The following is a 22,344-nucleotide window of genomic DNA, read 5'->3' on the forward strand; positions in this document are numbered from 1 at the left end:
AGCATGAGCAGCCCAAACCTGTGTGCTATTGGGGCTGGCTCAAGCGGGCAGCGTGGGAAGACACGCACGTTATGCAGGTTATCGCCCAGGCAGCTGGGCTAAGTCGGTAGAGGCGTCGTCTAATCCCGTGCGGACAATGGGCGGCAACGCGATGAGAGGGCAGGGTACGTGACCCGGCGATCTGCCCCACCAGAGCTGGAGAGTTGCACCAGCCACCTGCACCCATTCCAAGGCTCGCCATATCGGCGGGCCTTTTCGTTTTCGGCTCCACCACACGCATTGCTCCGAGCTGGGAGTGCTGCTGGAGTCGGATCTATTCGCTCCCCTAAAGGGAGGACTGCCGGATGTCCATGAACATGCCTGAGAAAAATCCCGACTTCTGGGCCCAGGTCTGGCTGGTCCTCTCGAACCCACTGTGGCAGGGCGCAATTATGGCCTTCACGATCACGCTGTTGCGCGTGCTGTACGACGCCAAAGAGCCGAACTACTGGCGCACCTTGTTCGAGGCGCTGCTGTGTGGGGCCTTGAGCCTGTCAGCCAGCAGCATCATTGAGTGGATGGAATGGCCGCCGAGCTTGTCGGTGGCTGCTGGTGGTGCCATTGGTTTCATTGGTGTGACAGCGATTCGTGACCTGATCATCAGGTTCCTGGGCAGAAAGGCGGATTCAGCATGAAGGCGATAGCAGTGGCAATCATCGTCGCCCTGGTTGGCCTGTTGCTCGTTGGTATCCAGCAGATGCGTGTCGAGGATCTGCGCGCAGAGAAGCGCATTGAATCCCAGGCCAAGGATGAGGCGGTCAAGGCCAACAACGAAAGCCAGGCCACCATCACTACGCTGCGCGCCGAAGCACTTCGTAACGCGGCGTATACCGCAGACCTGGCCCGGCGCATCAAGACCAGCGAGAAGAAAGCCGAGAAGGCGAGGAAAGACTTTGAAGAACTCAAGCGCAACAGCAAGCCTGTTCGTGACTGGGCTGCTCAGCCTCTTCCTGACGGCCTGCGCGGCAAAGCCGGCGGTAGTAACAAAGACCCAGGCCGTAAGGATCGAAGCCCCTGAGCTGATCCCGTGCGAACGGGTCGACCAGGATGAAGCAGACCTTCGCCTCAATGGCGATGTGTGGGAACTGAAGGACAAGGCCATCAAGTTGCTGGATACGTGCGCTGACCAAGTGGATGCCCAGATCGTCCGCAGCCAGAGCAAGTAATCCGCGCCACGTTTTCGAATGCGTCAAATCGTGGCGCGCACTTTTGACCGGAGGGTTGACCATCATGCTCGTCGAATTCCGGTGCGATAGATGTCGGTGGGTCAAGACCGAGCCTTTGGCAGACGATCTCATCCATCCAGGTGTATGCACGTCCTGCATCAAGCCATTGCCACCTTCGCCGCCGCCCATGCGCAACCCAAATGCGTCACTAGCCCCAAGCCTGGGCTCACTGCTGATCGTACTGGTGTTCATCGCTGGTGGAGCGGTAGGCGCCAAGATGGCGGGAGGTTGGTGATGCGATACCGAGATCTGTTTCGAAAGACAGTGGCTGACTTGAATACCAGCATCAAGGCCGGTGCCCCTGAGTGGCTGGTTGGGTATGCCAAGACTTCGATGGCCAAGGCTGACTACCACCACGCCAGGCGCAGAAGCCGCACATGCTCGGAGCGCGCCAAGGCAATGAGCGAACTACTCCAGCTCGGCGACATGCTGCGGTACTGGAGGTGGTGTAGCTGATGGCCAACACATCACCCTGGCATCGCCTCTATAAGACAAAGGACTGGTACCGGCTCAGGTGGAAACAGTTACAGGTCGAGCCGCTGTGCCGCCGCTGCACTTCGCAAGGCCGCGTGGTAGCCGCCAACATCGCTGACCACATCAAACCCCACCGTGGTGACGTCACGCTGTTCTTCGATGCGACCAACCTGCAGAGCCTCTGCAAGCTTTGCCATGACAGCGCGAAGCAGCGAGAGGAGAAGTCCGGCGTAGTGGTTGGGTGTGACGTCAATGGTCTGCCTATCGACCCGAACCATCACTGGAATCGTTCGAAGTCTCGGAAATGAGAATGGTTTCCACGATTCGCGCACCGTTTTGGTGTGGCACGCCACTGCCCCTAGGGGGAGGGTAAAAAGTTAGGGAATCCGCCGTATAGGACCGCCCTCGACCCTCTTTACGCATAAAGCCAGAATTGGAGAGTTTTTTTTGAAGGGAAGAACCCCCGCCCCGACGACCCAGAAAAAGGTCACCGGCACATTGCGTGCCAGTCGGGAAAATAAGCGGGAGCCTCAGCTCGCGGTCGCATCGTACCAGTCGGCGCCCGCATCGATGACAGCCGAAGGTAAGGCAGTGTGGAAAATATTCTGCCCGCTCGCTGCATCGATGGGCGTCCTCACTGAAGCCGATCTTCAAACCCTTGAGCGGCTGTGCGAAGTCGCCGCCGAGGTTCGCCGCTTGACCAAAGTAATTTCCGAAGAGGGCCATACCTATTCGACCGATGCGGGGCTGATCAAAGCGCACCCCGCTGTGGCGATGGCGGCTGACGCCGACCGCCGGCTGCTCTCTTACCTTACCCATTTCGGCATGACACCCGCCGCACGATCCAAGGTCCAGGCCATTGGCGAACCTCCAAGCAAAGACCCGGAAGACGAGTTCTTCAATTGAGGTCAAGAAGGTTTCCTATGCGGTCGACCCAGTAACGGCCTGGGCTCAAGAGGTTTACTCCGGCAAGGTGCTGGCCGGCCCCGATATTCGAAACGCCTGCGGTCGCCACTTGCGAGACCTGGAAGACGGGCCGAAGCGCGGGCTTACCTGGGATCTCGAAAAAGCCAACCGGGCGATCCGATATTTCAAGACCGTGCTCAAACTCAACGGTGGCGAGCATGAAGGCCTGCCGTTCGTTCTTCTGCCCTGGCAGGCGTTCATCGTCGGATCGATCTTTGGCTGGATGGCCCCGGATGGGTTCCGTCGTTTCCGTACGGTGTACATCGAGTCGGGAAAAGGCTCCGGCAAGTCGCCTCTGGCGGCTGGCATCGGCCTCTATTGCCTGACCTCTGACAATGAGCCACGGGCTGAGGTGTATGCCGCAGCGACGAAGCGCGACCAGGCAATGATCCTGTTCCGCGATGCGGTGGCGATGGTTGATCAATCGCCCTCGTTGATGAAGAAAATCAAGAAGTCGGGCCGCGATGAAAAGGTCTGGAACCTGGCCTACCTGGCAACCGGTTCGTTCTTCCGCCCGATCAGTTCCGACGATGGGCAGTCCGGCCCGCGTCCTCACTGTGCGCTGATCGACGAAGTTCACGAGCACAAGAACAACAAGACCGTTGAGTTTATGCGGGCGGGCACCAAGGGCCGGCGCCAGGCACTGATCCTGATGATCACCAACAGCGGTCACGACCGTAACTCGGTCTGCTACAGCTATCACCAGCTTGGCGTGAACGTCTGTGAGGCCGGCGCCAAGGGTGTGACAAAGCGGCATCGCCACTTCAACGACGGGTTCTTCTCTTTTATCTGCTCCCTGGATAAGGGCGATGACCCTTTCAAGGATGAGAAGTGCTGGGGAAAAGCCAACCCATCGCTGGGCCATACCTTCCAGCCGAAGTATCTGCGCGAACAGGTTACCGACGCGAAGGGTATGCCGGCGAAGGCGAGCACTGTTCGCCGTCTGAACTTCTGTCAGTGGGTGGACGCGGCAAACCCATGGGTTGATATCGATACCTGGCTGTCTTGCTGCGCGAAGTTTGACCCCGAGAAACTGGCCGGTCAGATTTGCTATGGGGGGCTCGACCTTTCAGGCAAGCGAGACCTCACCGCGTTAAATCTGTACTTCCCCGAGCAGGGCAAATCAATTGCTGAGTTCTGGACGCCCAAGGACACGCTACTCGACCGCGCTGCGATTGATGGCGTGCCGTATGACATCTGGCTTGAGGATGGCCATATCCACGCGCCGCCAGGGAAGGCGATCAACTATGCCTTCGTCGCAAAGCGTCTGGGCGAACTGGCTGCGAAATACGAAATAAAGGCGTTGGCCTTTGACCCGTATCACATGACCTACCTGGAAGTTGAGCTTGAGGCTCAGGGCATCGAGTTGAACCTGGTACCCCACGGCCAAGGCTTCCGCCCGGCGCGCGAGTCGAATCTCTGGATGACTCATTCCATTGACCTGGTGGAGGACTTGATCCTCACCGGCCAGATTCAGGTTCTGGCAAACCCATGCCTTACCTGGAACGTCGCTTCCGCTGTGATGGAGGCCGACGCCCAGGAGAACAGGATCTTTTCTAAGCGCAAGAAGACGGGCCGTATCGACGGTGCTGTCGCCATGGCTATGGCTGTGGGGGCTGCAAACGCGACAGAAAAGGTTGCCGAAAGTCTTTCTGATCACATCACAAAACACGGAATTCGAACCCTATGACCGAAGAAATCAAGCAGCCAAAGCTGGAGGCGCTGAAAGAGGCCTTGCCCGATCTCGTCGGCGTCATTGGTTTGGCTTTGCTAACGCGCGGTCTTTGGGCCTGGATGGGTGAGCCGCTCGCGTTAACCGTGTGCGGTGCGCTATTGATCACATTGTCCGTGGTGTCGATTGTACGAGGTGGCCGCTGATGCTTCGCGCAATGCTTGGAAGGAAAAGCGGAGCCCAGGTTATTGATACGCCGGAGAAACTGGCCCAGGCATTGGGTGCGGGTTACGAGAGTAATGCTGGCCAGCGAGTAACCACTACGAGCGCCATGCAACAGCTGGTCGTATTTAACTGCGTCCGAGTCTTGGCTGAGTCGATGGGGATGCTGCCTTGTCGGCTACTTAAGCAGACCGGTCGAGTTCGATTGCCCGCAACGACACATCGGCTCTACCCGCTCATCACTATGGCGCCAAATAGCTACATGACCGCCCAGGAGTTCTGGGAGATGTTGGTGGCGTGTCTTTGTCTTCGCGGTAATTTCTACGCCTATAAGGTGAAGGCGCTGGGCAACGTGGTTGAGCTTCTACCGCTCAACCCGGACATCGTTACGCCAAAGCTCAAGGATGATTGGACAGTTGAATACAGGGTCAACTTCAAATCGGGCGTTCAAACGCTAACCCAGGATGAGATTTGGCATGTTCGTTTGTTCACTCTGGATGGGCTCAACGGGCTGAATCCGATTGCCTATGCGCGTCAGGCGCTGGGGCTAGGCCAGGCGATGGACGCTCACGCCGCCAAGCTGTTCACCAACGGCGCCGTAACTAGTGGTGTCCTGCGGACCGAGCAACAGCTTACAGACGAGGCGTTCGGTCGACTGAAAGAGGACTTCCAGGGACAACACATGGGGGTGGCAAACGCCTACAAGCCCATGATCCTGGAGATGGGGCTGGATTGGAAGCCGATCAGCCTGAACGCCCAGGATACCCAGTTCATCGAATCCAAAAAACTGACCGAGTCCCAAATCTGCGGTTTGTTCCGCGTGCCGCCACACCTGGTGGCCAGCATGGAAAAGATGACGCTCAACAACATCGAGCACATGGGCATGAGCTTCGTGAACTACTCGCTGGTCCCGATCATGACCCGCATCGAGCACCGCATTCAGGTCGGCCTGCTAAACGAGAAAGATCGTCTGACTCACTACGCCAAATTCAACGCTGGCGCCCTGATGCGCGGTGACCTTAAAGGCCGTTACGAATCCTATGGCAAGGGCATCCAATGGGGGATTTTGAGCCCCAACGACTGCCGCGAACTGGAAGACGAAAACCCCCGCGAAGGCGGCGACATCTACCTAACCCCGATGAACATGACTACCAAACCAGAGGCTGCCGACGATGCAGACAAAACAGCGTCTTGACCGACCGCTCACCATTAAATCGGTCAGCGAAAGCGGCGAGTTCGAGGGCTATGGCTCTGTGTTTGGTGTCGAGGACAGCTACGGCGACGTGGTTGTTCGCGGGGCATTCACGGCCAGTCTGGCCAAGTGGAAAGAGAAGGGCCGCCTGCCAGCCATGCTCTGGCAGCACAACATGAACGAACCGATCGGCATCTACACCGAGATGCGTGAAGACGATGTGGGGTTGTTCTTCAAAGGGCGCCTGCTTATTGAGGATGACCCGCTTGCCAAGCGTGCCCATGCGCACATGAAGGCAGGCAGCCTGACCGGGACCTCCATCGGCTACATGCTCGATGACTACGAGTATGACAAGGAGAAGGGAGTTTGGATTCTGAAGGCAATCGACCTTTGGGAGCTCTCCCTGGTCACGTTCCCGGCCAACGATGAGGCCCGGATCACTGATGTGAAATCTCTGCTGGCCCGCGGCGAAACACCGCCGCCCAGCAAAGTGGAGCGAGCCCTTCGAGAGGTTGGGTTTTCTGGCTCCCAGGCCAAGGCCTTTATGGCCAAGGGCTACGGCGCAGTTTCACCGCGAGAGGCGGGTGCCGACGAAGCACTGCAATTCCTCAAAACCCTATCTGATCGAATGTAAGGAGCCTCTCATGGCTGTTGAAATTAAAGACGTACAAGACGTTGCCGAAGCGCTGGGCAAGAAGTTCGACGAGTTCAAGGAAAAGAACGACAAGCGTATCGATGGCCTGGAAGCCGAAAAGGGCAAGCTGTCTGGCCAGGTCGATACCCTCAACGAAAAATTGAGCGAACTGGACGAGCTGAAAAGCAATCTCGAAAAAGAGCTGCTGGCCCTGAAGCGCCCAGACGGCAGCGGCACCAAGGCTGCCAGTGAGCACAAAGCTGCGTTCATGCAATTCGTGCGGAAGGGTGTCGACACCGGCCTTGGCGAGCTGCAGGCCAAGGCGTTGCAAATCGGTACCGAAGCTGACGGCGGTTATGCAGTGCCGGAAGAGCTGGATCGAAGCATCATCGAATTGCTGAAAGACACTTCCCCGATGCGTCAGGTGTGCAACCAGATCACCGTAGGCTCCCCAGACTACAAGCGCCTGGTAAGTCTGGGCGGCGCCGGCTCTGGCTGGGTCGGCGAAACTGATGCTCGCCCAGCGACTGGCACGCCGACCCTTGGGCAGATCGCCGCATTTATGGGTGAGCTCTACGCTAATCCCCAAGCTACCCAGACCAGCCTTGATGACATTTTCTTCAATGCCGAGGGTTGGCTCAACGACGAAGTGGCTCGCGAATTTTCGGAAAAGGAAGGGAGCGCATTCACCAGCGGTAATGGCATCAACAAGCCGAAAGGTTATCTGGCGTACGAGCTGACTATCGAAGCCGACAAGGACCGAGCCTTCGGTAAATTGCAGAAGCTGATTTCTGGCACCGCTGCCGGCTTTACTGCAGACAACCTGATTGACTTGATCCACTCCTTGAAGGCTGGCTATCGCAAAAATGCCCTCTTCATGATGTCGAACCTTACCGTTGCCTATGTTCGGAAGCTAAAGGACGAGCGCGGTGATTACATCTGGCAGCCAGGTTTGACGCTCGGTCAACCATCCACGCTCCTGAGCTACGGCGTAACAGAAAACGAGGATATGCCCGACCGCGCCGCAGACGCGAATGCAGTCTCGTTCGGTGACTTTAAGCGCGGCTATACCATCGTCGACCGTATCGGCACCCGCGTGCTGCGCGACCCCTACACCAACAAGCCGAACGTTGGCTTCTACACCACCAAGCGCGTCGGCGGGATGCTCGTCGACTCCCAAGCGATCAAGGTTCTGACCCTGAGCGCTGCCTGATTTGGTGGGCGCCTTCGGGCGCCCAGCCTGCCGGAGGATTTATGCCGATTATTCTTGTGAAGAAGCCGTTCCCATTCTCTGCGGACGGAAACCATGTGGTTGAGGTTCCTGCTGGCGAGCATGAAGTCTCGGATCGGTGCGCGCTGGTGGCGGTCGAGCACCTGGGGGTGGCGTCTTACCCCAATCAACTGGACGCCAATGGTCTGAAACTGGACGGCCCGACCATTGCTGATTTTTTAGCAGCCGGCTACCTGGCAGTGAATTACCCGCCCGAGGGTTACGCATCGCGCAGCTCTCAGGAAGAAATCAACGCTGCGATCGAGGCTCAGAAAGAAAGCGATCCGCTAAAGATGAAGGTTCCCGATCTGAAGGCCTGGCTCACCGGCAAAGGGATTGAGTTCGATCCCTCCGCCAACAAAGAGGCACTTCAGGCGCTGGTGCCAAAGAGTGATTGATCTTCCCATCGTCAAGGCTCACTTAAAGGTCGACCATGACGACGAGGATGCGCTGATTGAGGGCTACAGGGATGCAGCCCTCAGCGCGTTTGAGGCCTGGACCAATCGCACGCTGGTCGATCCAGAGACAGCCTTGCCAGATCCGGTCGGTAATGCGCTGCTGATGACCAAGGCGATTAAGCAGGGAGCGCTATTGCTGATCGGTCATTGGTATAGCAACCGCGAGACGGTGGTGATCGGAACGATCACTGCGGAACTGCCAATGGCAACGAATGCCCTCTGGAAGCCTCATCGCTGGGTGAATATATGAGAGCAGGTCCAATGCGTCACCGCTGCACTATGCAGAAGCCAGAGCGAGCGCCAAACGGTTCTGGAGGCTTCACCGTCACCTGGCCCGAGGTAGGCAAGCTGTGGGCAGAGATCACGATGCCCACCGGCCGGGTTGCTCCGGTTGCTGAGAAGCTCACCAGGGTCGTAACCGCCGAGATCCGCATCCGCCCGCGGGTGGACGCGATCGCCGGTAATCGCCTGGTGCACGTTTCGAAAGGGGTCAGCACCACTTACCAGATCGAGGCGGCGCTGATCGACAACGAGAACACTATGCTCCGGTTGCTGTGTTCGAACGTACCCAATCCATAGAGGTGAATCATGAAAGTAATTGCCCTGGGAACCCTTTCCGGCGCCACAGGCGATCGGGAGAAAGGTGAAGATTTTGTGGTCGACGCCAAGCTTGGCGCTGACCTGGTGGCGCGCGGCCTGGTAGAGGAATTGCCTGTTCCCGCCCCAGCTGCTGAAAAGGCCGCCAAGGCCAAGGAGTAGGCCATGGCTGCGCGCCGCTCGCGCATGTCCGGCGACTTCAAACTGCGCCGGACGCTACGCAACATCCACGCGACCATGGATAACGAGCTGGCGCCGGTGATGCGCGACAGTGCTGAACGTATTCTTTCCACCATGAAGACCCTTATCCCGAAAGACACGGGCGCGGCTGCTGCTGCTCTGAAGGTGTTTGTGTCCAAAAGCGGGCTTGATGCGCAGATCGGCATCCGTGGGAAGAGGGACAGCAACCGTTTTTTCTACCTGAAGTTCGTTGAATACGGCACCAAGGGATATTCAGGCACCAAGCGGTCTGGCGGGCGAAACCGGCGGTCGACCAACAAAAGCGATGGTGCCGACTTCTTTGGCAAATATCCGGATATCCCGGCACGCCCGGCACATCCATGGCTTCGGCCCGCGAAGGACGTGAACCGGGAATATGTGATCGCCAACATCCAGGCCGCAATAAGTCGGACACTCAGCAAGGCAAGCAAGGGGCTATCCAATGGCTGATCCATCTGTTGCGCTGCAGGAGGCGTTGTTCACCAGGCTTGCAGCTGAGGTTTCATGCCCGGTTTACGATGGTGCCCCCTTGGATTCTCCAATGCCTTACGTCTCGATTGACCGGGAGATATCCGCCAACGCCTCGCCCATCTCGGGCAGGAAGCGTGAGCAGCGCCTGGTCTACCTGTCGGTCTGGTCGGATGCCCACGGCCAGGCCGAGGTGAAACGCATCCTCGGTGAGGTTGTGTCCGCTCTGGACGAGCGCCGCCTGCCATTGACCGTCGGGCGCGCTGTATCGGTCCGTGTCGAGCAAGCCGACGCCCAGCGCGATGCTGACGGCGTCACGTATCAAGGATCGGTCACGGTCCGCGTTATTACCACCCACTAAACCCAACACCCGGCCGCACCGCGGCTTTATCCAATGTGCCCTTGGAGGAACCCCCATGGCCGAAGACAACCTCAATACAGCCGCCGGCTGCCGGATCGGTATCGGCAGCAAGAACGGCGCGGACACTGAAGCGCTCTACAAGGCGGACACCTATGTCGATATTGGCGAGGTGGAAGACCTGGGCGAGTTTGGCGACACGTTCAGCTCTGTGACCTTCACTTCGCTGCGCGATGGCCGCGTGCGCAAGTACAAGGGCACCGCTGACGCCGGCGACCTGACCCTGGCTGTCGGCCTGGACAACGGCGACCTGGGCCAGGCCAAGCTGAAGATCGCTCACCGGGATCGCAGCAAGGGCGATTACAACATCAAGATCACCCTGAACGATGGCGATCCAGATGCCACCCCGGCCGTGCTGCCGACCACGTTCTACCTGCGCGGCAAGGTGATGAACAACACCGTCGCCGCCGGCGCTGCTGACAACGTGGTTCGCCGCAACGTCACCATCGGCATCAACTCCGACATCCTGGAAATTCTCCCGGCGCCTGTCACCCCTTAAACAAAGGGGCTTCGGCCCCGAACCCCAAGGATTCGCCACATGAGCAAAACCCTTTACGGAACCGTCGACATCAAGCTTGGCGACGAGACCTATACCCTGACACCCACGCTCGGCGCCGTGCGTGCGATTGAGGCCCACTTCGGCGGCCTGCGTGGTGCGTCCCAGGCCATCAATGCATTGAGCATCGACGGTTGCGCCGTGATCATCGCCGGCGGCGCTGGCTTGAATGGCAAGGCGGCCGAGGCCGTGGCTGAGCAGGTGTGGCAGACGGGCGTGTTGGATGTGTCCGTGCAGCTGAATGCTTACCTGGTAGCACTGTACAACCCGAAAGGGCCTGATGCGGGAAAGGAAAAGCCGGCGGCGGCGTAAGTGCTGTCGAGGATGGCAGCTACGTCGACCGGCTCTATGCGGTGGCCACGGGGTGGTTGGGTTGGTCGCCAGACTTGGCCTGGACAATTCCGATGCCCGAACTGTTCCTGGCCATGGACGCCAAAATCGAGTGGGCGCAGATGACCAACCCGTTCGGCACCGGCAAGACAAAGACCAACGCTCAGAAGCCTTCGGCGTCTACTGTGGCAGATAAGCTGCGAAAGGCGCTCACCGGCGGTCGCGCACGGTAACTTAGGAAATGCAAAAAGTGCCACTTTAGGTCGCGCAGTGGTAAATTCCCTAGAAATACAGGGAGTGAGTCGATGCGTTTTTCTATTTTGGTGGCCGCCTTCGTGGCTCTTTACGGTTGCGCTGGGCCCCAGTCTGCAAGCCGAGCGACGCTACCTGGTGCGCACGCAAAACCGGCTCAGGAAGAACTCTTTATAACCTTTGATCCAGCCGGAAAGGGCGTTGAGGCTAAGAGTTTTTCCTCGGGTAAAGAGTTGCTGGGAGAGATCCACAGACTCGGCGGACCGAGGGGGAAGTACGAAACTGATGCAGCCTTTTCCAATAGAATGGCTTCGTTTGGAAATTTCGCTGTAGCCGGAGTGGTTACACCATCGGCGATCAAGTTTGATAATGCGACTGGTGAGTTCTCGTTGAACGTCTCAATGCGAGATGCTCAGGGCGCTGGATTTAAAAGCGGACTCGATACACTGAAGGCCGTCAACACTGAGTACCCTTCGTTTGATCTCGGAGAAGATATCTACTCTCAGGGGCAATACACTGGACAGAACTCTTTCGGGGCAACTGCTGTTATAGAAAAACAAAAAATAGATAGGTATTTTTTGGTGTTTAGCCCGGTTCCAAAGGCGCCAGGGAATATTTTTATCTACAGGGTTTCTGGGAAACTAAACATATCTTCGGCAGAGATGGAGACCCAGCGTGACAATATTCGAGTTGTTTTCACAGTTAAACCCGTACCGGACTATGTACAAGTATCGAAGAACTATCACGAGCCAACCATCACAAGCCCGCACGAATCAGTGATCGACAGTTACTTTTTCCAAAGCCGCGTTTTTTGGATCAAGGTCGTAAACATAAGCACCGGCAAGGTTTACGCAGAAGAGGCGCGGATGAGTATCAAAACTTTGTAAATTAATCAAATAAACTGAAAGCCCACCTCGGTGGGTTTTTTGTTGTCTGGAGAAAAGCATGGCCGACACCGACGTACAGGGGATGCTGGTACGCATCGAAGCGACCACGGCTCAGCTGCGTCAGGAGATGGCGCGCGCAGACTCCAGCGTAGGTCAGGCATCAGGAAAGATCGATAAGAGCCTCGGGCGTATCGACACTGCTTTTGATCGTGCAGGGGAGCGGGCGCTTCATGCATCGGGGCTGATCAAGACCGCATTGGCTGGTGCTATTGGCGCGGCCGGTATCGGAAAGATCATTGAGGCGGCCGACTCATACGGACAGATGTCCGACCGCATCGGCATGGCCACGTCCAGCGTTGGTGAATACGATCTGGTTCAGCAGCGCCTATTGGATACCGCTAAGCGCACGTATCGACCTCTCGCTGAGGCGCAAGAGCTCTATATCCGGACATCGGGCAGCCTGAAGTCCATGGGCTATAACACCAGCCAGGCGCTGGATGTTATGGACAGCTTCAGTTTCCTGTTGGTTACCAACTCGGCATCTGCTGACAGAGCCAAATCCGCAATTGACGGCTACTCAAAGGCCTTGCAAACGGGAAAGGTCGATGCTGATGGTTGGCAGGCGATGCTCGCGGCAATGCCCTCGATTGTCGAAACCGTAGCTAAGGCCACCGGCAAGACCGCCGAAGAAATTCGGGCGCTTGGTGCTGAGGGCAAGCTTGGTCTCGATGTGCTTACCAAAGGCTTGCAGAACACCGCCGAGGCCAATGGAAAGCTGGCCGACAGCATGACGGTCGCTGTCCGTGATGCTCTGCAGAATTTGACCAACGCATTCGATGTATATGTCGGTCGTCTGGACGAAAGCACCAGTTTTACTGGCGCCTTAGGGAAGGCTATTGGTGCGGTTGGCGACAACTTCTCTACCTTGGCGGATGTGTCGATCATCGCTGCCGTGGCTGCGCTTTCTCGATACGGTGCAATGGCTGCCTCATCGGGTGCGGCGGCCGTTTACTCGGCACTCAAAGATGTGGCAGCAAGAAAAGCCCAAGCGACATCGGTCTTGCTGGTCGCGCAGGCAGAGCTGCAGAAGGCCCAAACATCTGTTTTCCTAGCCGAGAAGGAGGCGATTGCGGCGCGCGGTACAGCAGTTCAGACGCAGATGTCGCTTCAGCTTGCAGAGGCTCGAATGGTCGAGGCTCGCGCGACCAATGCCGTGGCTGTCGCGCAGGTCGGCGTGAGCCGTGCTGGTGTTGGTCTCATCGGGATGATGGGCGGCCCCTTGGGTATTGCGGCTTTAGCAATTGGTGCCGCTACAGCATTCCTAACATTACGAGACAACACGAGCGTCCTTGAAGAAAAACTTGGCGACTTGTCATCGCCAATTACTGAGCTGATCAAAAAGTTCAACGAGCTTGGGCGGGCCACCCAGTCTGTAACACTTCGCGAGTTAAGGTCTCAAGTCGAAGATCTGCAATCTGATCTTGGGCAAATGTCCGGAGCAATTGCCGATAAGTTTGAAAGCGATTTGCGCGGAATGGGCGCGGCCGGCGCTGACGGCCTCATGGCGGGGCTTGCCCCGTTGCCGACTGAAGCTCAGAAAGCACTGGATCTGGTTCGCAAAGCCTCGAAAGAACAGTCGTCGGGTATTACAGTTGACTGGCAAGCGGTGGCCGACCAGCTGCGCCTTATTCCTGGCGTCACAGAGGCGATGGCCCAGTCCATCGAAGAGAGCGAGAAGTCTGTCTCGAAGCTGTCTGGCGAGCTGGTTAAGCAGAAGGAAGTCATCGCAGCCCTTACGGGCGAGACGGATGCCAACACCAAGGCACAGCGTGAGAACGCATCAGCGAAGGCGAGCGCTGCTCAGGATGGGAAAAAGTATCTTGACCAGCTCCTGAAGGAGCTTGCTTCTGCCCAAGACAAGACAAGTCTCGCGGCCGCGAATCGATATATCGCCGAGCACAAGTTACTCACAGAGGCCGATATTGTTGCGATCCGTTCAGCCGCTGCAGCAAAGGACGCGCAAAAAGAGGCTGATGAGGCGGCGACTAAGGCCACGCGGAAGAACGCCAGCGAAGGGCAGTCAGCCGCCAAGCAACAACTCAAGTCGTTTGATACGGCAGAGGAAGGCTATAAGCGCCAGATCGAACTGATCAACACCACCGGCGACAAGCAGAAAGACGCCACGGAGGTGATGAAGCTTTCCTTCGAGCTGCAGGAAGGCAAGCTCGGCAAGCTGAGCGAGGCGCAAAAGAAAAAGCTCATGGGCATGGCTGCCGAGCTGGATGCGCTGAACAAGCTGAAGAAGGCCAACGAGGATGACCTGAAGCTGACGGCCTTTAAAAACGCCCAGGCGCTGACAACCCAGACAACGAAGGATGGATTCGACCAAGAACTGGCCGGCGTCGGCATGGGGGATAAGGCCAGGGATAGGATGCGCGCTGACCTGGCCATGAGGCAGAAATACGCTGCCGACGTGGCGGCGCTCAATGAGCAGCGCAATACCGGGCAGATCTCGCCGGAGCTCTACGCCAACGAAACGCAGGTCCTTCAGGATGAGCTGAATAAGCGGCTGCTGGCGCAGGAGAACTACTACGCCGCGACCGACGAACAACAAGCCAACTGGATGAATGGCGTCAATGAGGCATGGGCGAACTACGCCGACGCCGCCCGTAATTATTCGGCCCAGGCCGCAGACTTCACCAACACGGCTTTGAGCGAAGCTACCAGCGGTTTGGGCACGTTCTTCTCGGATGTCGCCAGTGGCGCGGAGGATGCCGACGACGCATTGGGCGACATGGTAGGCAACTTCGCCAAGTCGATGCTCAAGGCGCTGGGAGATATGGCCGCTCAATGGTTGATCTACCAGGGTGTGCAATTGCTCGTAGGCAAGGCAACTCAGGCAGGAGCTGCGACCACGCTAGGGGCAAATGCTGCGGCAATGTCGCTTCAGGCTGGGCTCAACGCCTACGCGTCGACAGCGGCTATTCCGATCATTGGCCCAGCAGCTGCGCCGGCGGCGATGGCGACTGCGCTGACAGTGACCGGCCCACTCGCCCAGGCGGTTGGCATGACGGCTCTATCTGGTATGGCGCACGATGGTATCGACTCGGTTCCAGAAGACGGCAGCTGGTTTCTGCAAAAGGGCGAGCGGGTTACTACTGCTCAAACCAGCGCGAAGCTGGATGCGATGCTGTCAAGGATCGACAACAGCCTGAGCGGTGCACAACCCGAAGCGCGTATCGGGATCGGTAGCCTGGAGGCGACGGGTAACGGGAGGGCTGCGCTGCTGGGGACGTCGCCGGCTACGACGCCGAGCGGTCCTACGCAGATCGTGTTCAATGCGCCAATCAATGTGCAAGCCCAGCCGGGTATGTCGGATCAGGAAGCAGCGCGCCAGGGACAGGCGATGTCGTCGGGGTTGGAGGCTCAGTTCGGGAAATTCCTTGATCGTGAAATGGGCCAGGGCGGCCGGCTGTGGAGGCGTTGATGGCTGAGACATTTACTTTTGACGTTGAGGTCGGTGCTGACGGCGATGTCAGCCAGCGTACTTGGGAGAACGAGTTCGGCGACGGCATGGTCCAGGCCGGTGGGATCGGCATCAACACCAAGAGCCAGGTCTGGAACCTGGTGCACACCGGCGAAGACTACCCCGGCGATGAATTGCCGGAGTTGATCAAGTTCCTCGATCGACACGAAGGCTACAAGGCCTTCCGCTACTCGCCGCCCGGGGAACCGGAAGGTTGGTACCGAACCAACGGCTACAAGAAGAAAGCGCTGGGCGCGAACATCTACACCGTCACCTTCTCGGTGAAACAGGTTTTCAACCCCAGACCATAACCCTTATCGAGCCCCGCCCTGTGCGGGGCTTCTTGTTTGTGGGGCCCCATGATTTACAACTCCGACCTTCAAAAGCTAGAGCCTGGCAACCAAATCAGGCTCTACGAGCTGGACGCTACACGCCTGGGCGCCACTATATGGCGCTTCCACGGCCACGCCCATGAGGGCGACATCATCTGGCAGGGGCAGCTTTACTCGCCGTTGCAGATCGAGGCCAAGGGCTTTGACATCCGCGGCGACGGCAGGCCGGCCACGCCCACGCTGCAGGTGGACGACGAGCTCGGCGGGGTGCGCGGTGCAATCACCGCGCTGTGCTTCCAGTTTCGTGACCTGGCCGGCTCCAGGGTTAAGGTCATCGAGACGTTCCGCCACTTCTTGGACGCGGCGAACTTCCCAGAGGGCAACCCGGAAGCCAGCAACCAGAGCAGGACGAACCTCTGGTTTATCGAGCAGAAGACAGAGGCGCTGCCCAGCATCTCGGTGACGTTCGCGCTGTCGAGCCCAACCGATATGGAGGGGCAGATGCTGCCCGCCCAGCAGATCACCAAGCTGTGCAGGTGGGCCTGCCGTGGCGGTTACCGGCAGGAGGCCTGCGCCTATACAGGCACCGCGATGTTCGACAAGAAGAACCAGCCGACTGACAACCCCGCGCTGGACCGCTGCGGCGGCTGGTGGAGCAGCTGCAAGCTCCGGGGCAATACCCGCCGCTTCGGTGGGTCCATGGGCGCGAGCCTTATCGCACGATCGAGGTGACCATGCGCATCAACAAAAAACTGCAGGACGAGATCCGTGCGCACGCTGAGCGCGTCTACCCGGCAGAAGCCTGCGGCGTGCTGATCAAGTCGGCCGCCGGCCGGGAATACGTGCCCTGCGCGAACCTGGCCACGACGCCGCGCGAGCACTTCCAGATTGATCACAAGGACATGGCGGCCGCTGAGGATCGCGGCGAAGTACTGGCGATCATCCACAGCCACCCCGACAAGGCGCCCACGCCGAGCATGGCGGATCGCGTCAGCTGCGAATTGCACGAACTGCCCTGGGGTATCGTGGGCTGGCCCGGCGGAGACTTTGAATGGTTCACGCCAGCTGGCTTTCAGGCGCCGCTGCTGGGCCGCGACTTCTCCCATGGCCTGCTGGACTGCTGGGCAGCCTGCCGCGACTGGTACGCGCGCGAGGCAGGCCTGGACCTGCCGAACTTCGAGCGCACCGACCTGTGGTGGGAGCAGAAAGACGGGCCCAGCCTCTACGAGGACAACTTCGCGGCCGTTGGTTTCTACCAGGTGAGCGAGGCGCAGCGCGGCGACATGCTGGTGCTGCAGGTGCCAACACCGGGTCGGGAATGCTACTTCCCCAACCACGCCGCCATCTACCTCGGCGACCAGCCAGCGCTGAACAGCGAGCCAGCACCGGCGCTCGGCGGATTTGGCCCGTTCATTTATCACCACATGGCCGGCCGCCCGGCGGCGCGCGAGATCTACGGCTGGTCGATGGCCAGCCGCGTTCGGCTGATCCTCCGGCACAAGGACTACCGCCCATGACAATGCGCACCATCAAGCTCGGCGGGGTGCTGGGCAAGAAGTTTGGCAAGGAATACCAGCTCGACCTCTACGGCATCCACGACGCAATGACAGCGCTCTGCATGATGAAGCCAGGCTTCGAGACGTTCATGCGCCGCGCCGAGGAGCGCGGCATGGTCTTCGCGGTGTTTGTCGACGAGCGAAACATCGGCTCCGAGGAGCTGGCGATGGTTGGCCGGACCGAGGGCGACATTCGGATTCAGCCAATCATCCAGGGGAGCAAGCAGGCCGGCCTGTTCCAGACCATTCTGGGCGTTGCGCTGATCGTGGGTGGCCTGTTCACCGGCGGCACATCTTCGGCCTTGGGCATGGGCCTGCTGGCCGCCGGCGCGGCGGTTGGCCTGGGCGGTATGGTTCAGATGCTTTCGCCGGCCACCACGGCCACCACCGACAACCAGAACGACGACGGCAACAACCCAAGCTACGGTTTCGGCGGCGCCGTCACCACCATCGCCCAAGGCAACCCATACCCATTGCTGTACGGGGAGCGCGAGATCGGCGGCGCGGTGGAGTCGGGAGGGATATACACCCAGGACAACATCTGATCCAGCCACCACCACAACCCGCTTCGGCGGGTTTTTGCATTCTGGAGGGCGCATGAGCGCAGTAGCAAAAAAGGCGCCCCGCGCAATCACCCCCAAGCGCCGCGCCGTGCACGGCAGCAAGGGCGGCCAGGCCAAAGAGAAAAAGCCCAGCATCGCCCAGAACAGCGTGCCTTCGATATCCACCGCACGCATCGTCTACATGTGGAGCTGGGGCCCGATCGTTGGCCCGGTCAATGGGTTGCGCTCGGTCAAGCTCGACGGAACACCGATCCAGAACGAAGACGGCACGATCAACTACCCCAGCGTTAAATGGCAGTTCCGTAACGGCGAGCTCAATCAGGATCGGCTGCAAGGCATCACTGAAGCCAGCAACGAGATCGACGTCAAGCAGGAGTTGATCTTTGGCACACCCTGGCTGCACACCGTCACAAACCAGGTCGCTGACGCGGTTCGAATCCGCCTGAGCTGGCCAGCACTCCGCAGCCAGGACGCCGCCGGCAACATCAACGGCGTGCGCATTGACTATGCCGTGGATATTGCGACTGACGGCGGGCCCTACGTGGAGGCCTTGGTGTCGTTCGTCGACCGGAAGAACGTCACCGAGTATGAGCGGGCTCACCGCCTGGAACTGCCAGACGGCAACCGGTGGACCGTTCGCGTTCGCCGGCTCACGCCGAACGCGAACTCCGACCTGGTGGTTGACCAGATGGTGGTCAAGGCGATCGCCGAGGTGGTCGACAGCGATCAGGAATACCCGCTCACCTCGGTCAGCGCTATTGAATACGACGCCCAAACATTCGGCGGCGATATCGCCAAGATCGCGGTATTGATGCGCGGGCGCATCGTTCGCGTTCCGAGCAACTATGACGCCTCGACGCGCACGTACGCGACGTCGGGCACCGGTACCAGCAACGGCATCTGGGACGGCACTTTCAAAGAGGCCTACACCAACAACCCTGCGTGGGTGTTTTATGACCTGGTGCTGCACCCTTACTACGGCCTGGGCGATCGCATTGATGCAACGATGGTTGATCGCTGGTCGCTTTACCGGATCGCGCAGTACTGCGATCAGATGGTGCCGGACGGAAAGGGCGGCATGGAGCCGCGCTTTACTTGCAACCTGTACCTGCAAAAGCAGGCCGAAGCCTACGCGGTGCTGCAGGATTTGGCATCGATCTTTCACGGCCTGGCCTACTGGGACGGCAGCCAGATCGTGGTCAACGCCGATATGCCCGGCGACCCGGTGTACACCTACAACCAAACGCAGATCCTGAACAACGGCGCCATTAAGTACGAGGGCACCCGCGCGCGCGATCGCCACACGCTGTACATGGTGGCCTGGGACAACCCAGAGCAGGGGTTTGAAACTGACAAGGAGCCGGTCTTTGACGATGAAGCGATGGTCGAACTCGGCGGGATCGTTCGCGAAACGGCCGTAAGCGCTATTGCCTGCACTTCCCAGGGCCAGGCCCAGCGCGCAGGCCAGTGGGCGGCGCTGACAGAGAAGTTGCAAACCCAGGGCGGTGTGTTCCGTGTCGGCCTGGACGGCGGCATTCCAAAGCCTGGGCAGGTCATTGCCGTGGCAGACCCGATGTTGGTGGGCAGAAACAACGGTGGGCGCATCTCAGCGGCCGCTGGGCGCTTGGTGACGCTCGACCGGGACACGGTTGTTCCCGTTGGCGCGCGTTTGATGGTCAACCTGCCCAGCGGGAAATCAGAGGCCCGTGTCGTGAAGTCTGTGGCTGGCCGCGCTGTAACCGTCATGGCTGATTTCAGCGAGCAGCCGGTGCCAGAAAGCGGCTGGATCCTCGATTACGAAGACCTGAAGCTGATGCAGTTCTACGTCCGCAACGTCACGCGGCCGGAGTGGCACCAGTACCAGCTCGAGGTAATCCAACACGACCCGAGCAAGTTCCCAGCCATCGACAACGGCGCGGTGGTCGACACCCGGCCAATCACTGGCATACCTGTGGGTACGCAGGACGCTCCGGCGCGCGTGATGCTGAGCCAGCACGTCGTGATAGAGCAGGGCATCGCCGTTACGGTGATGTCTATCGCCTGGGATGCTGCCCCGGGTGCGGTCGCCTATGACGTGGAGTGGAAGTGGGGCGCACGTGAGTGGGTGCCTTTGCCAAGCACCGCTGAACTGATGGCCGACGTTCGCGGGATCTACTCGGGTCAGTACATGGCGAGAGTCAGGGCGGTAAGCGCCCTCAACGTATCGTCGATCCCGAAAACCTCGGCCCTGACCAACCTGGAAGGGAAAACCGGGGCGCCGCCGGCGGTGTCGTTCCTGACCACCACCAGCGAACTGTTCGGCATCGGCATCAAGTGGGGCTTCCCTGCTGGCGCCGAGGACACCCAGCGCACCGAGCTTTGGTATGGCCCGGCGAATAACCTGGATGCCGCGACCAAGCTGGCCGACCTGGCATACCCGCAGGCCGACTACCGTATGCAGTCCCTGCTGGCGGGCGCTACGCTGTTCTTCTGGGCGCGCCTGGTGGACCGTACCGGCAACATCGGTCCGTTCTATCCAGTAGTGAATGGGGTGATGGGCCAGGCCAGCTCGGATGCTGGGCCGATCCTTGAGCAGATCAAAGGGCAGATCGACGAGACATCCCTGGGACAGCTGCTGAATGAGCGCATCAACCTTATCGACGGCAACGGCCCTGGCTCGGTCAATGGGCGCATCGAAGCGGCCAAGGATGAGCTGGAAGGTTTGATTGACCAGATCGTCGACGCACTGGAATACGATCCTGCGAAGGCGTACGCGCTTAACGATATCGTGCGCATGGGCCAGCACCTGTATCAGGCCAATGGCCCGGTACCGGCGAACAACCCACCACCGAATGCCACCTATTGGACCGACATCGGCACGGTAACGCAGACGGTTAACGCCCTGGTGACGCAAGTTCAGCAGAACTCGGCGACGATCAACCAGCATGGACAGGACATCACCGCCCAGGCGCAACAGCTCAATGCGGTGAAGGTCACGGTCAACGACCCAGTCACCGGCGTGAACGCCACGGCCAGCGGGTTAAGCACCCTTAAGGCCACGGTAACCACGCTCGACGGCAAGGTCACCACCACGGCGGAGCGGGTAGACGGCATCTACCTCCAGGTAAACCCGCCACTCCAGGGTGATGACACTGCGCTTATTGGGTCAGAGGCCGGCTACGTAGGAGTGTGGTCCGTTCAGTCCGCTCTGATCGAGGGCGACCTGGTTCAGGGGCAGAGAACCGACACAGTGGAAGTGAAGGTTGCCAGCAACGCCGCTGCGGTCATAGCCGAGCAAACCGCCCGAATCAATGCCGACGGCGTGTTGTCGTCCAGCATCGAAACGGTCAAGAACTCGGTCAACGGCAACACGCTGGCTATCCAGACCAACACCACGGCAATTCAAACGGTCGATGGCAAGGTCACGGCGAACTGGTCGGTGCGGATGCAGTACGAAACTGCCACTGGCCTCTACAAGTACGCCGGTATCGGGCTTGGGCTGGAGAATGGGCCTGGCGGGTTGCAGTCGCAGTTCATCATCGACGCCGATAGGTTCGCCATTGGCCAGGCCGGATCGGTGCCGTTCGCAGTCCAAGGTGGGCAGACCTTTATCAAGTCCGCATTCATCCAGGACGGCACTATCACCAACGCCAAGATCGGAAACTACATCCAGTCGAATAACTATGACCCAGGCAAGGCTGGCTGGAAGCTGTTCTTCGACGGGACGTTTGAAATCAACGGAGTTGTACCAGGGCAGGGCCGATCAATGATGACAAATCGCTCGTTGCGGTTTTGGGATAATGGTGGCGTCAAGCGCGTTCAAATCGGAGATCTTACTGAATGAGTTCCGGTCTGAGGATATGGTCACCAACTGGTAACCTGGAATTTGACACCACGACATCTACTTACAGGATCGTTTTATCTGTATTGGTTTCATATTCTTCAGGTCCTGGAGGCACTAGGACTTTTTCGGCTCCAGGTTGTACCGCAACCAATGCAATTTGCTTTTTATTGCCAATAAACAATGATAACTCACAGGTTGTGTCGAATAGGCAGCTGGAGTGCGAGATGGGTACGGAGCTTGTGTATGTTAGGAATTTTCTGAAAGACCGGCCGACTGACTCATTCTCTACCGCAACGATGCGATTAATGGTTGCGAGGTTTGGCTAATGAATTATGGCCTGCAAGTAGTAAACGATGTCGGGGCTGTCTCCCTTGATTCTGAGTATTCGAGGCTGTGCGTATTTCACAAAGGCTCCTACACCGCTGGTGTCTCAGTTGTATTCTCTTCAGTTGTTACCACCCAAGAGCCGCCCCTTGTTTTTGTACGCCCGCAGAGCAATGGGTCGCTTATACAGCTTGGAGTTTTGCTAGAGGGGGGCGCAGGTGCTTGGACTGGCTGTTCCGTAACATCAGGGCAAGCACACTCTGGGGCTATATTCATTGGGGCCTTTTCGTCTGTCCCAAGCGCTTCCTATGGTTTGAGGATGTGGGATGCGACGGGCAAG

25 protein-coding genes are annotated in these 22,344 nt (G+C 58.8%); all 25 read left to right on the forward strand.

What is annotated here, in order from left to right; all coding sequences use genetic code 11:
• The first annotated feature begins 356 nt into the window (after positions 1–356).
• The 25 genes from GIW79_RS06465 to gpJ all read left to right on the forward strand — a co-directional run bounded on the left by GIW79_RS06465 (position 357) and on the right by gpJ (position 21,680).
• Entirely contained in the window at positions 357–674 is a 318-nt protein-coding gene (locus tag GIW79_RS06465; protein ID WP_105229093.1) for a phage holin, lambda family, read from the forward strand.
• Complete coding sequence (locus GIW79_RS06470) at positions 671–1,057, forward strand: hypothetical protein (protein ID WP_236454796.1); 387 nt, start codon at positions 671–673, stop codon at positions 1,055–1,057. The genes GIW79_RS06465 and GIW79_RS06470 overlap by 4 nt, the downstream gene beginning before the upstream one ends.
• Before the next feature lie 663 nt (positions 1,058–1,720).
• On the forward strand, positions 1,721–2,047 hold the full coding sequence (locus GIW79_RS06475) for an HNH endonuclease (RefSeq protein ID WP_236454798.1): 327 nt from the start codon (positions 1,721–1,723) through the stop codon (positions 2,045–2,047).
• Between the two features lie 139 nt (positions 2,048–2,186).
• Complete coding sequence (locus GIW79_RS06480; RefSeq protein ID WP_060772825.1) at positions 2,187–2,645, forward strand: phage terminase small subunit P27 family; 459 nt, start codon at positions 2,187–2,189, stop codon at positions 2,643–2,645.
• Positions 2,599–4,395 (forward strand): terminase large subunit, encoded by a 1,797-nt coding sequence (locus GIW79_RS06485; protein WP_236454808.1) that lies wholly within the window; start codon positions 2,599–2,601, stop codon positions 4,393–4,395. The genes GIW79_RS06480 and GIW79_RS06485 overlap by 47 nt, the downstream gene beginning before the upstream one ends.
• A complete protein-coding gene (locus tag GIW79_RS06490) occupies positions 4,392–4,583 on the forward strand; it encodes a hypothetical protein (protein WP_236454810.1) in 192 nt (63 codons plus the stop codon). The genes GIW79_RS06485 and GIW79_RS06490 overlap by 4 nt, the downstream gene beginning before the upstream one ends.
• Positions 4,583–5,794, forward strand: a complete 1,212-nt coding sequence (locus GIW79_RS06495; RefSeq protein ID WP_236454812.1) for a phage portal protein — start codon at positions 4,583–4,585, stop codon at positions 5,792–5,794. The genes GIW79_RS06490 and GIW79_RS06495 overlap by 1 nt, the downstream gene beginning before the upstream one ends.
• Complete coding sequence (locus tag GIW79_RS06500) at positions 5,772–6,425, forward strand: HK97 family phage prohead protease (protein WP_236454814.1); 654 nt, start codon at positions 5,772–5,774, stop codon at positions 6,423–6,425. The genes GIW79_RS06495 and GIW79_RS06500 overlap by 23 nt, the downstream gene beginning before the upstream one ends.
• Entirely contained in the window at positions 6,376–7,638 is a 1,263-nt protein-coding gene (locus tag GIW79_RS06505) for a phage major capsid protein (RefSeq protein WP_236454816.1), read from the forward strand. The genes GIW79_RS06500 and GIW79_RS06505 overlap by 50 nt, the downstream gene beginning before the upstream one ends.
• A gap of 41 nt (positions 7,639–7,679) precedes the next feature.
• Positions 7,680–8,093, forward strand: coding sequence for a HeH/LEM domain-containing protein (locus GIW79_RS06510; protein WP_236454819.1), 414 nt, complete (start codon positions 7,680–7,682; stop codon positions 8,091–8,093).
• Entirely contained in the window at positions 8,086–8,403 is a 318-nt protein-coding gene (locus tag GIW79_RS06515) for a head-tail connector protein (protein WP_060772829.1), read from the forward strand. The genes GIW79_RS06510 and GIW79_RS06515 overlap by 8 nt, the downstream gene beginning before the upstream one ends.
• Positions 8,400–8,732 carry a phage head closure protein gene (locus tag GIW79_RS06520; protein WP_236454821.1) on the forward strand — a complete coding sequence of 111 codons (333 nt, stop codon included), beginning with the start codon at positions 8,400–8,402 and terminating at the stop codon, positions 8,730–8,732. The genes GIW79_RS06515 and GIW79_RS06520 overlap by 4 nt, the downstream gene beginning before the upstream one ends.
• A gap of 9 nt (positions 8,733–8,741) precedes the next feature.
• Entirely contained in the window at positions 8,742–8,912 is a 171-nt protein-coding gene (locus GIW79_RS06525) for a hypothetical protein (RefSeq protein ID WP_236454823.1), read from the forward strand.
• Positions 8,913–8,915: 3 nt separating this feature from the next.
• Complete coding sequence (locus GIW79_RS06530; protein ID WP_236454825.1) at positions 8,916–9,419, forward strand: HK97-gp10 family putative phage morphogenesis protein; 504 nt, start codon at positions 8,916–8,918, stop codon at positions 9,417–9,419.
• A complete protein-coding gene (locus GIW79_RS06535; protein WP_236454827.1) occupies positions 9,412–9,798 on the forward strand; it encodes a DUF3168 domain-containing protein in 387 nt (128 codons plus the stop codon). The genes GIW79_RS06530 and GIW79_RS06535 overlap by 8 nt, the downstream gene beginning before the upstream one ends.
• A gap of 55 nt (positions 9,799–9,853) precedes the next feature.
• Positions 9,854–10,354 carry a hypothetical protein gene (locus GIW79_RS06540; protein ID WP_038449260.1) on the forward strand — a complete coding sequence of 167 codons (501 nt, stop codon included), beginning with the start codon at positions 9,854–9,856 and terminating at the stop codon, positions 10,352–10,354.
• A gap of 39 nt (positions 10,355–10,393) precedes the next feature.
• Positions 10,394–10,723, forward strand: coding sequence for a hypothetical protein (locus tag GIW79_RS06545; protein WP_060772833.1), 330 nt, complete (start codon positions 10,394–10,396; stop codon positions 10,721–10,723).
• Positions 10,724–10,815: 92 nt separating this feature from the next.
• Positions 10,816–10,974, forward strand: a complete 159-nt coding sequence (locus GIW79_RS06550) for a hypothetical protein (RefSeq protein WP_236454829.1) — start codon at positions 10,816–10,818, stop codon at positions 10,972–10,974.
• A gap of 72 nt (positions 10,975–11,046) precedes the next feature.
• Positions 11,047–11,880, forward strand: coding sequence for a hypothetical protein (locus GIW79_RS06555; RefSeq protein WP_236454831.1), 834 nt, complete (start codon positions 11,047–11,049; stop codon positions 11,878–11,880).
• 58 nt (positions 11,881–11,938) lie between these two features.
• On the forward strand, positions 11,939–15,367 hold the full coding sequence (locus tag GIW79_RS06560; protein ID WP_236454833.1) for a tape measure protein: 3,429 nt from the start codon (positions 11,939–11,941) through the stop codon (positions 15,365–15,367).
• Positions 15,367–15,717 carry a phage tail protein gene (locus GIW79_RS06565; protein ID WP_236454835.1) on the forward strand — a complete coding sequence of 117 codons (351 nt, stop codon included), beginning with the start codon at positions 15,367–15,369 and terminating at the stop codon, positions 15,715–15,717. Before GIW79_RS06560 ends, GIW79_RS06565 begins: the two co-directional genes overlap by 1 nt.
• A gap of 48 nt (positions 15,718–15,765) precedes the next feature.
• Positions 15,766–16,470, forward strand: coding sequence for a phage minor tail protein L (locus GIW79_RS06570; protein WP_236454837.1), 705 nt, complete (start codon positions 15,766–15,768; stop codon positions 16,468–16,470).
• Between the two features lie 2 nt (positions 16,471–16,472).
• The gene (locus GIW79_RS06575; RefSeq protein ID WP_060772839.1) at positions 16,473–17,255 is read left to right on the forward strand and encodes a C40 family peptidase; all 783 of its coding nucleotides are present in this window, start codon (positions 16,473–16,475) and stop codon (positions 17,253–17,255) included.
• Positions 17,252–17,839: a tail assembly protein gene (locus tag GIW79_RS06580; protein ID WP_060772840.1), complete on the forward strand. Its 588-nt coding sequence runs from the start codon at positions 17,252–17,254 to the stop codon at positions 17,837–17,839. The genes GIW79_RS06575 and GIW79_RS06580 overlap by 4 nt, the downstream gene beginning before the upstream one ends.
• Before the next feature lie 52 nt (positions 17,840–17,891).
• Positions 17,892–21,680 carry a TipJ family phage tail tip protein gene (gpJ, locus tag GIW79_RS06585; protein ID WP_236477361.1) on the forward strand — a complete coding sequence of 1,263 codons (3,789 nt, stop codon included), beginning with the start codon at positions 17,892–17,894 and terminating at the stop codon, positions 21,678–21,680.
• Positions 21,681–22,344: the final 664 nt, after the last annotated feature.

Source organism: Pseudomonas sp. PA-7-1E, from assembly GCF_021605325.1.
Lineage (GTDB): Bacteria > Pseudomonadota > Gammaproteobacteria > Pseudomonadales > Pseudomonadaceae > Aquipseudomonas > Aquipseudomonas fluorescens_BV.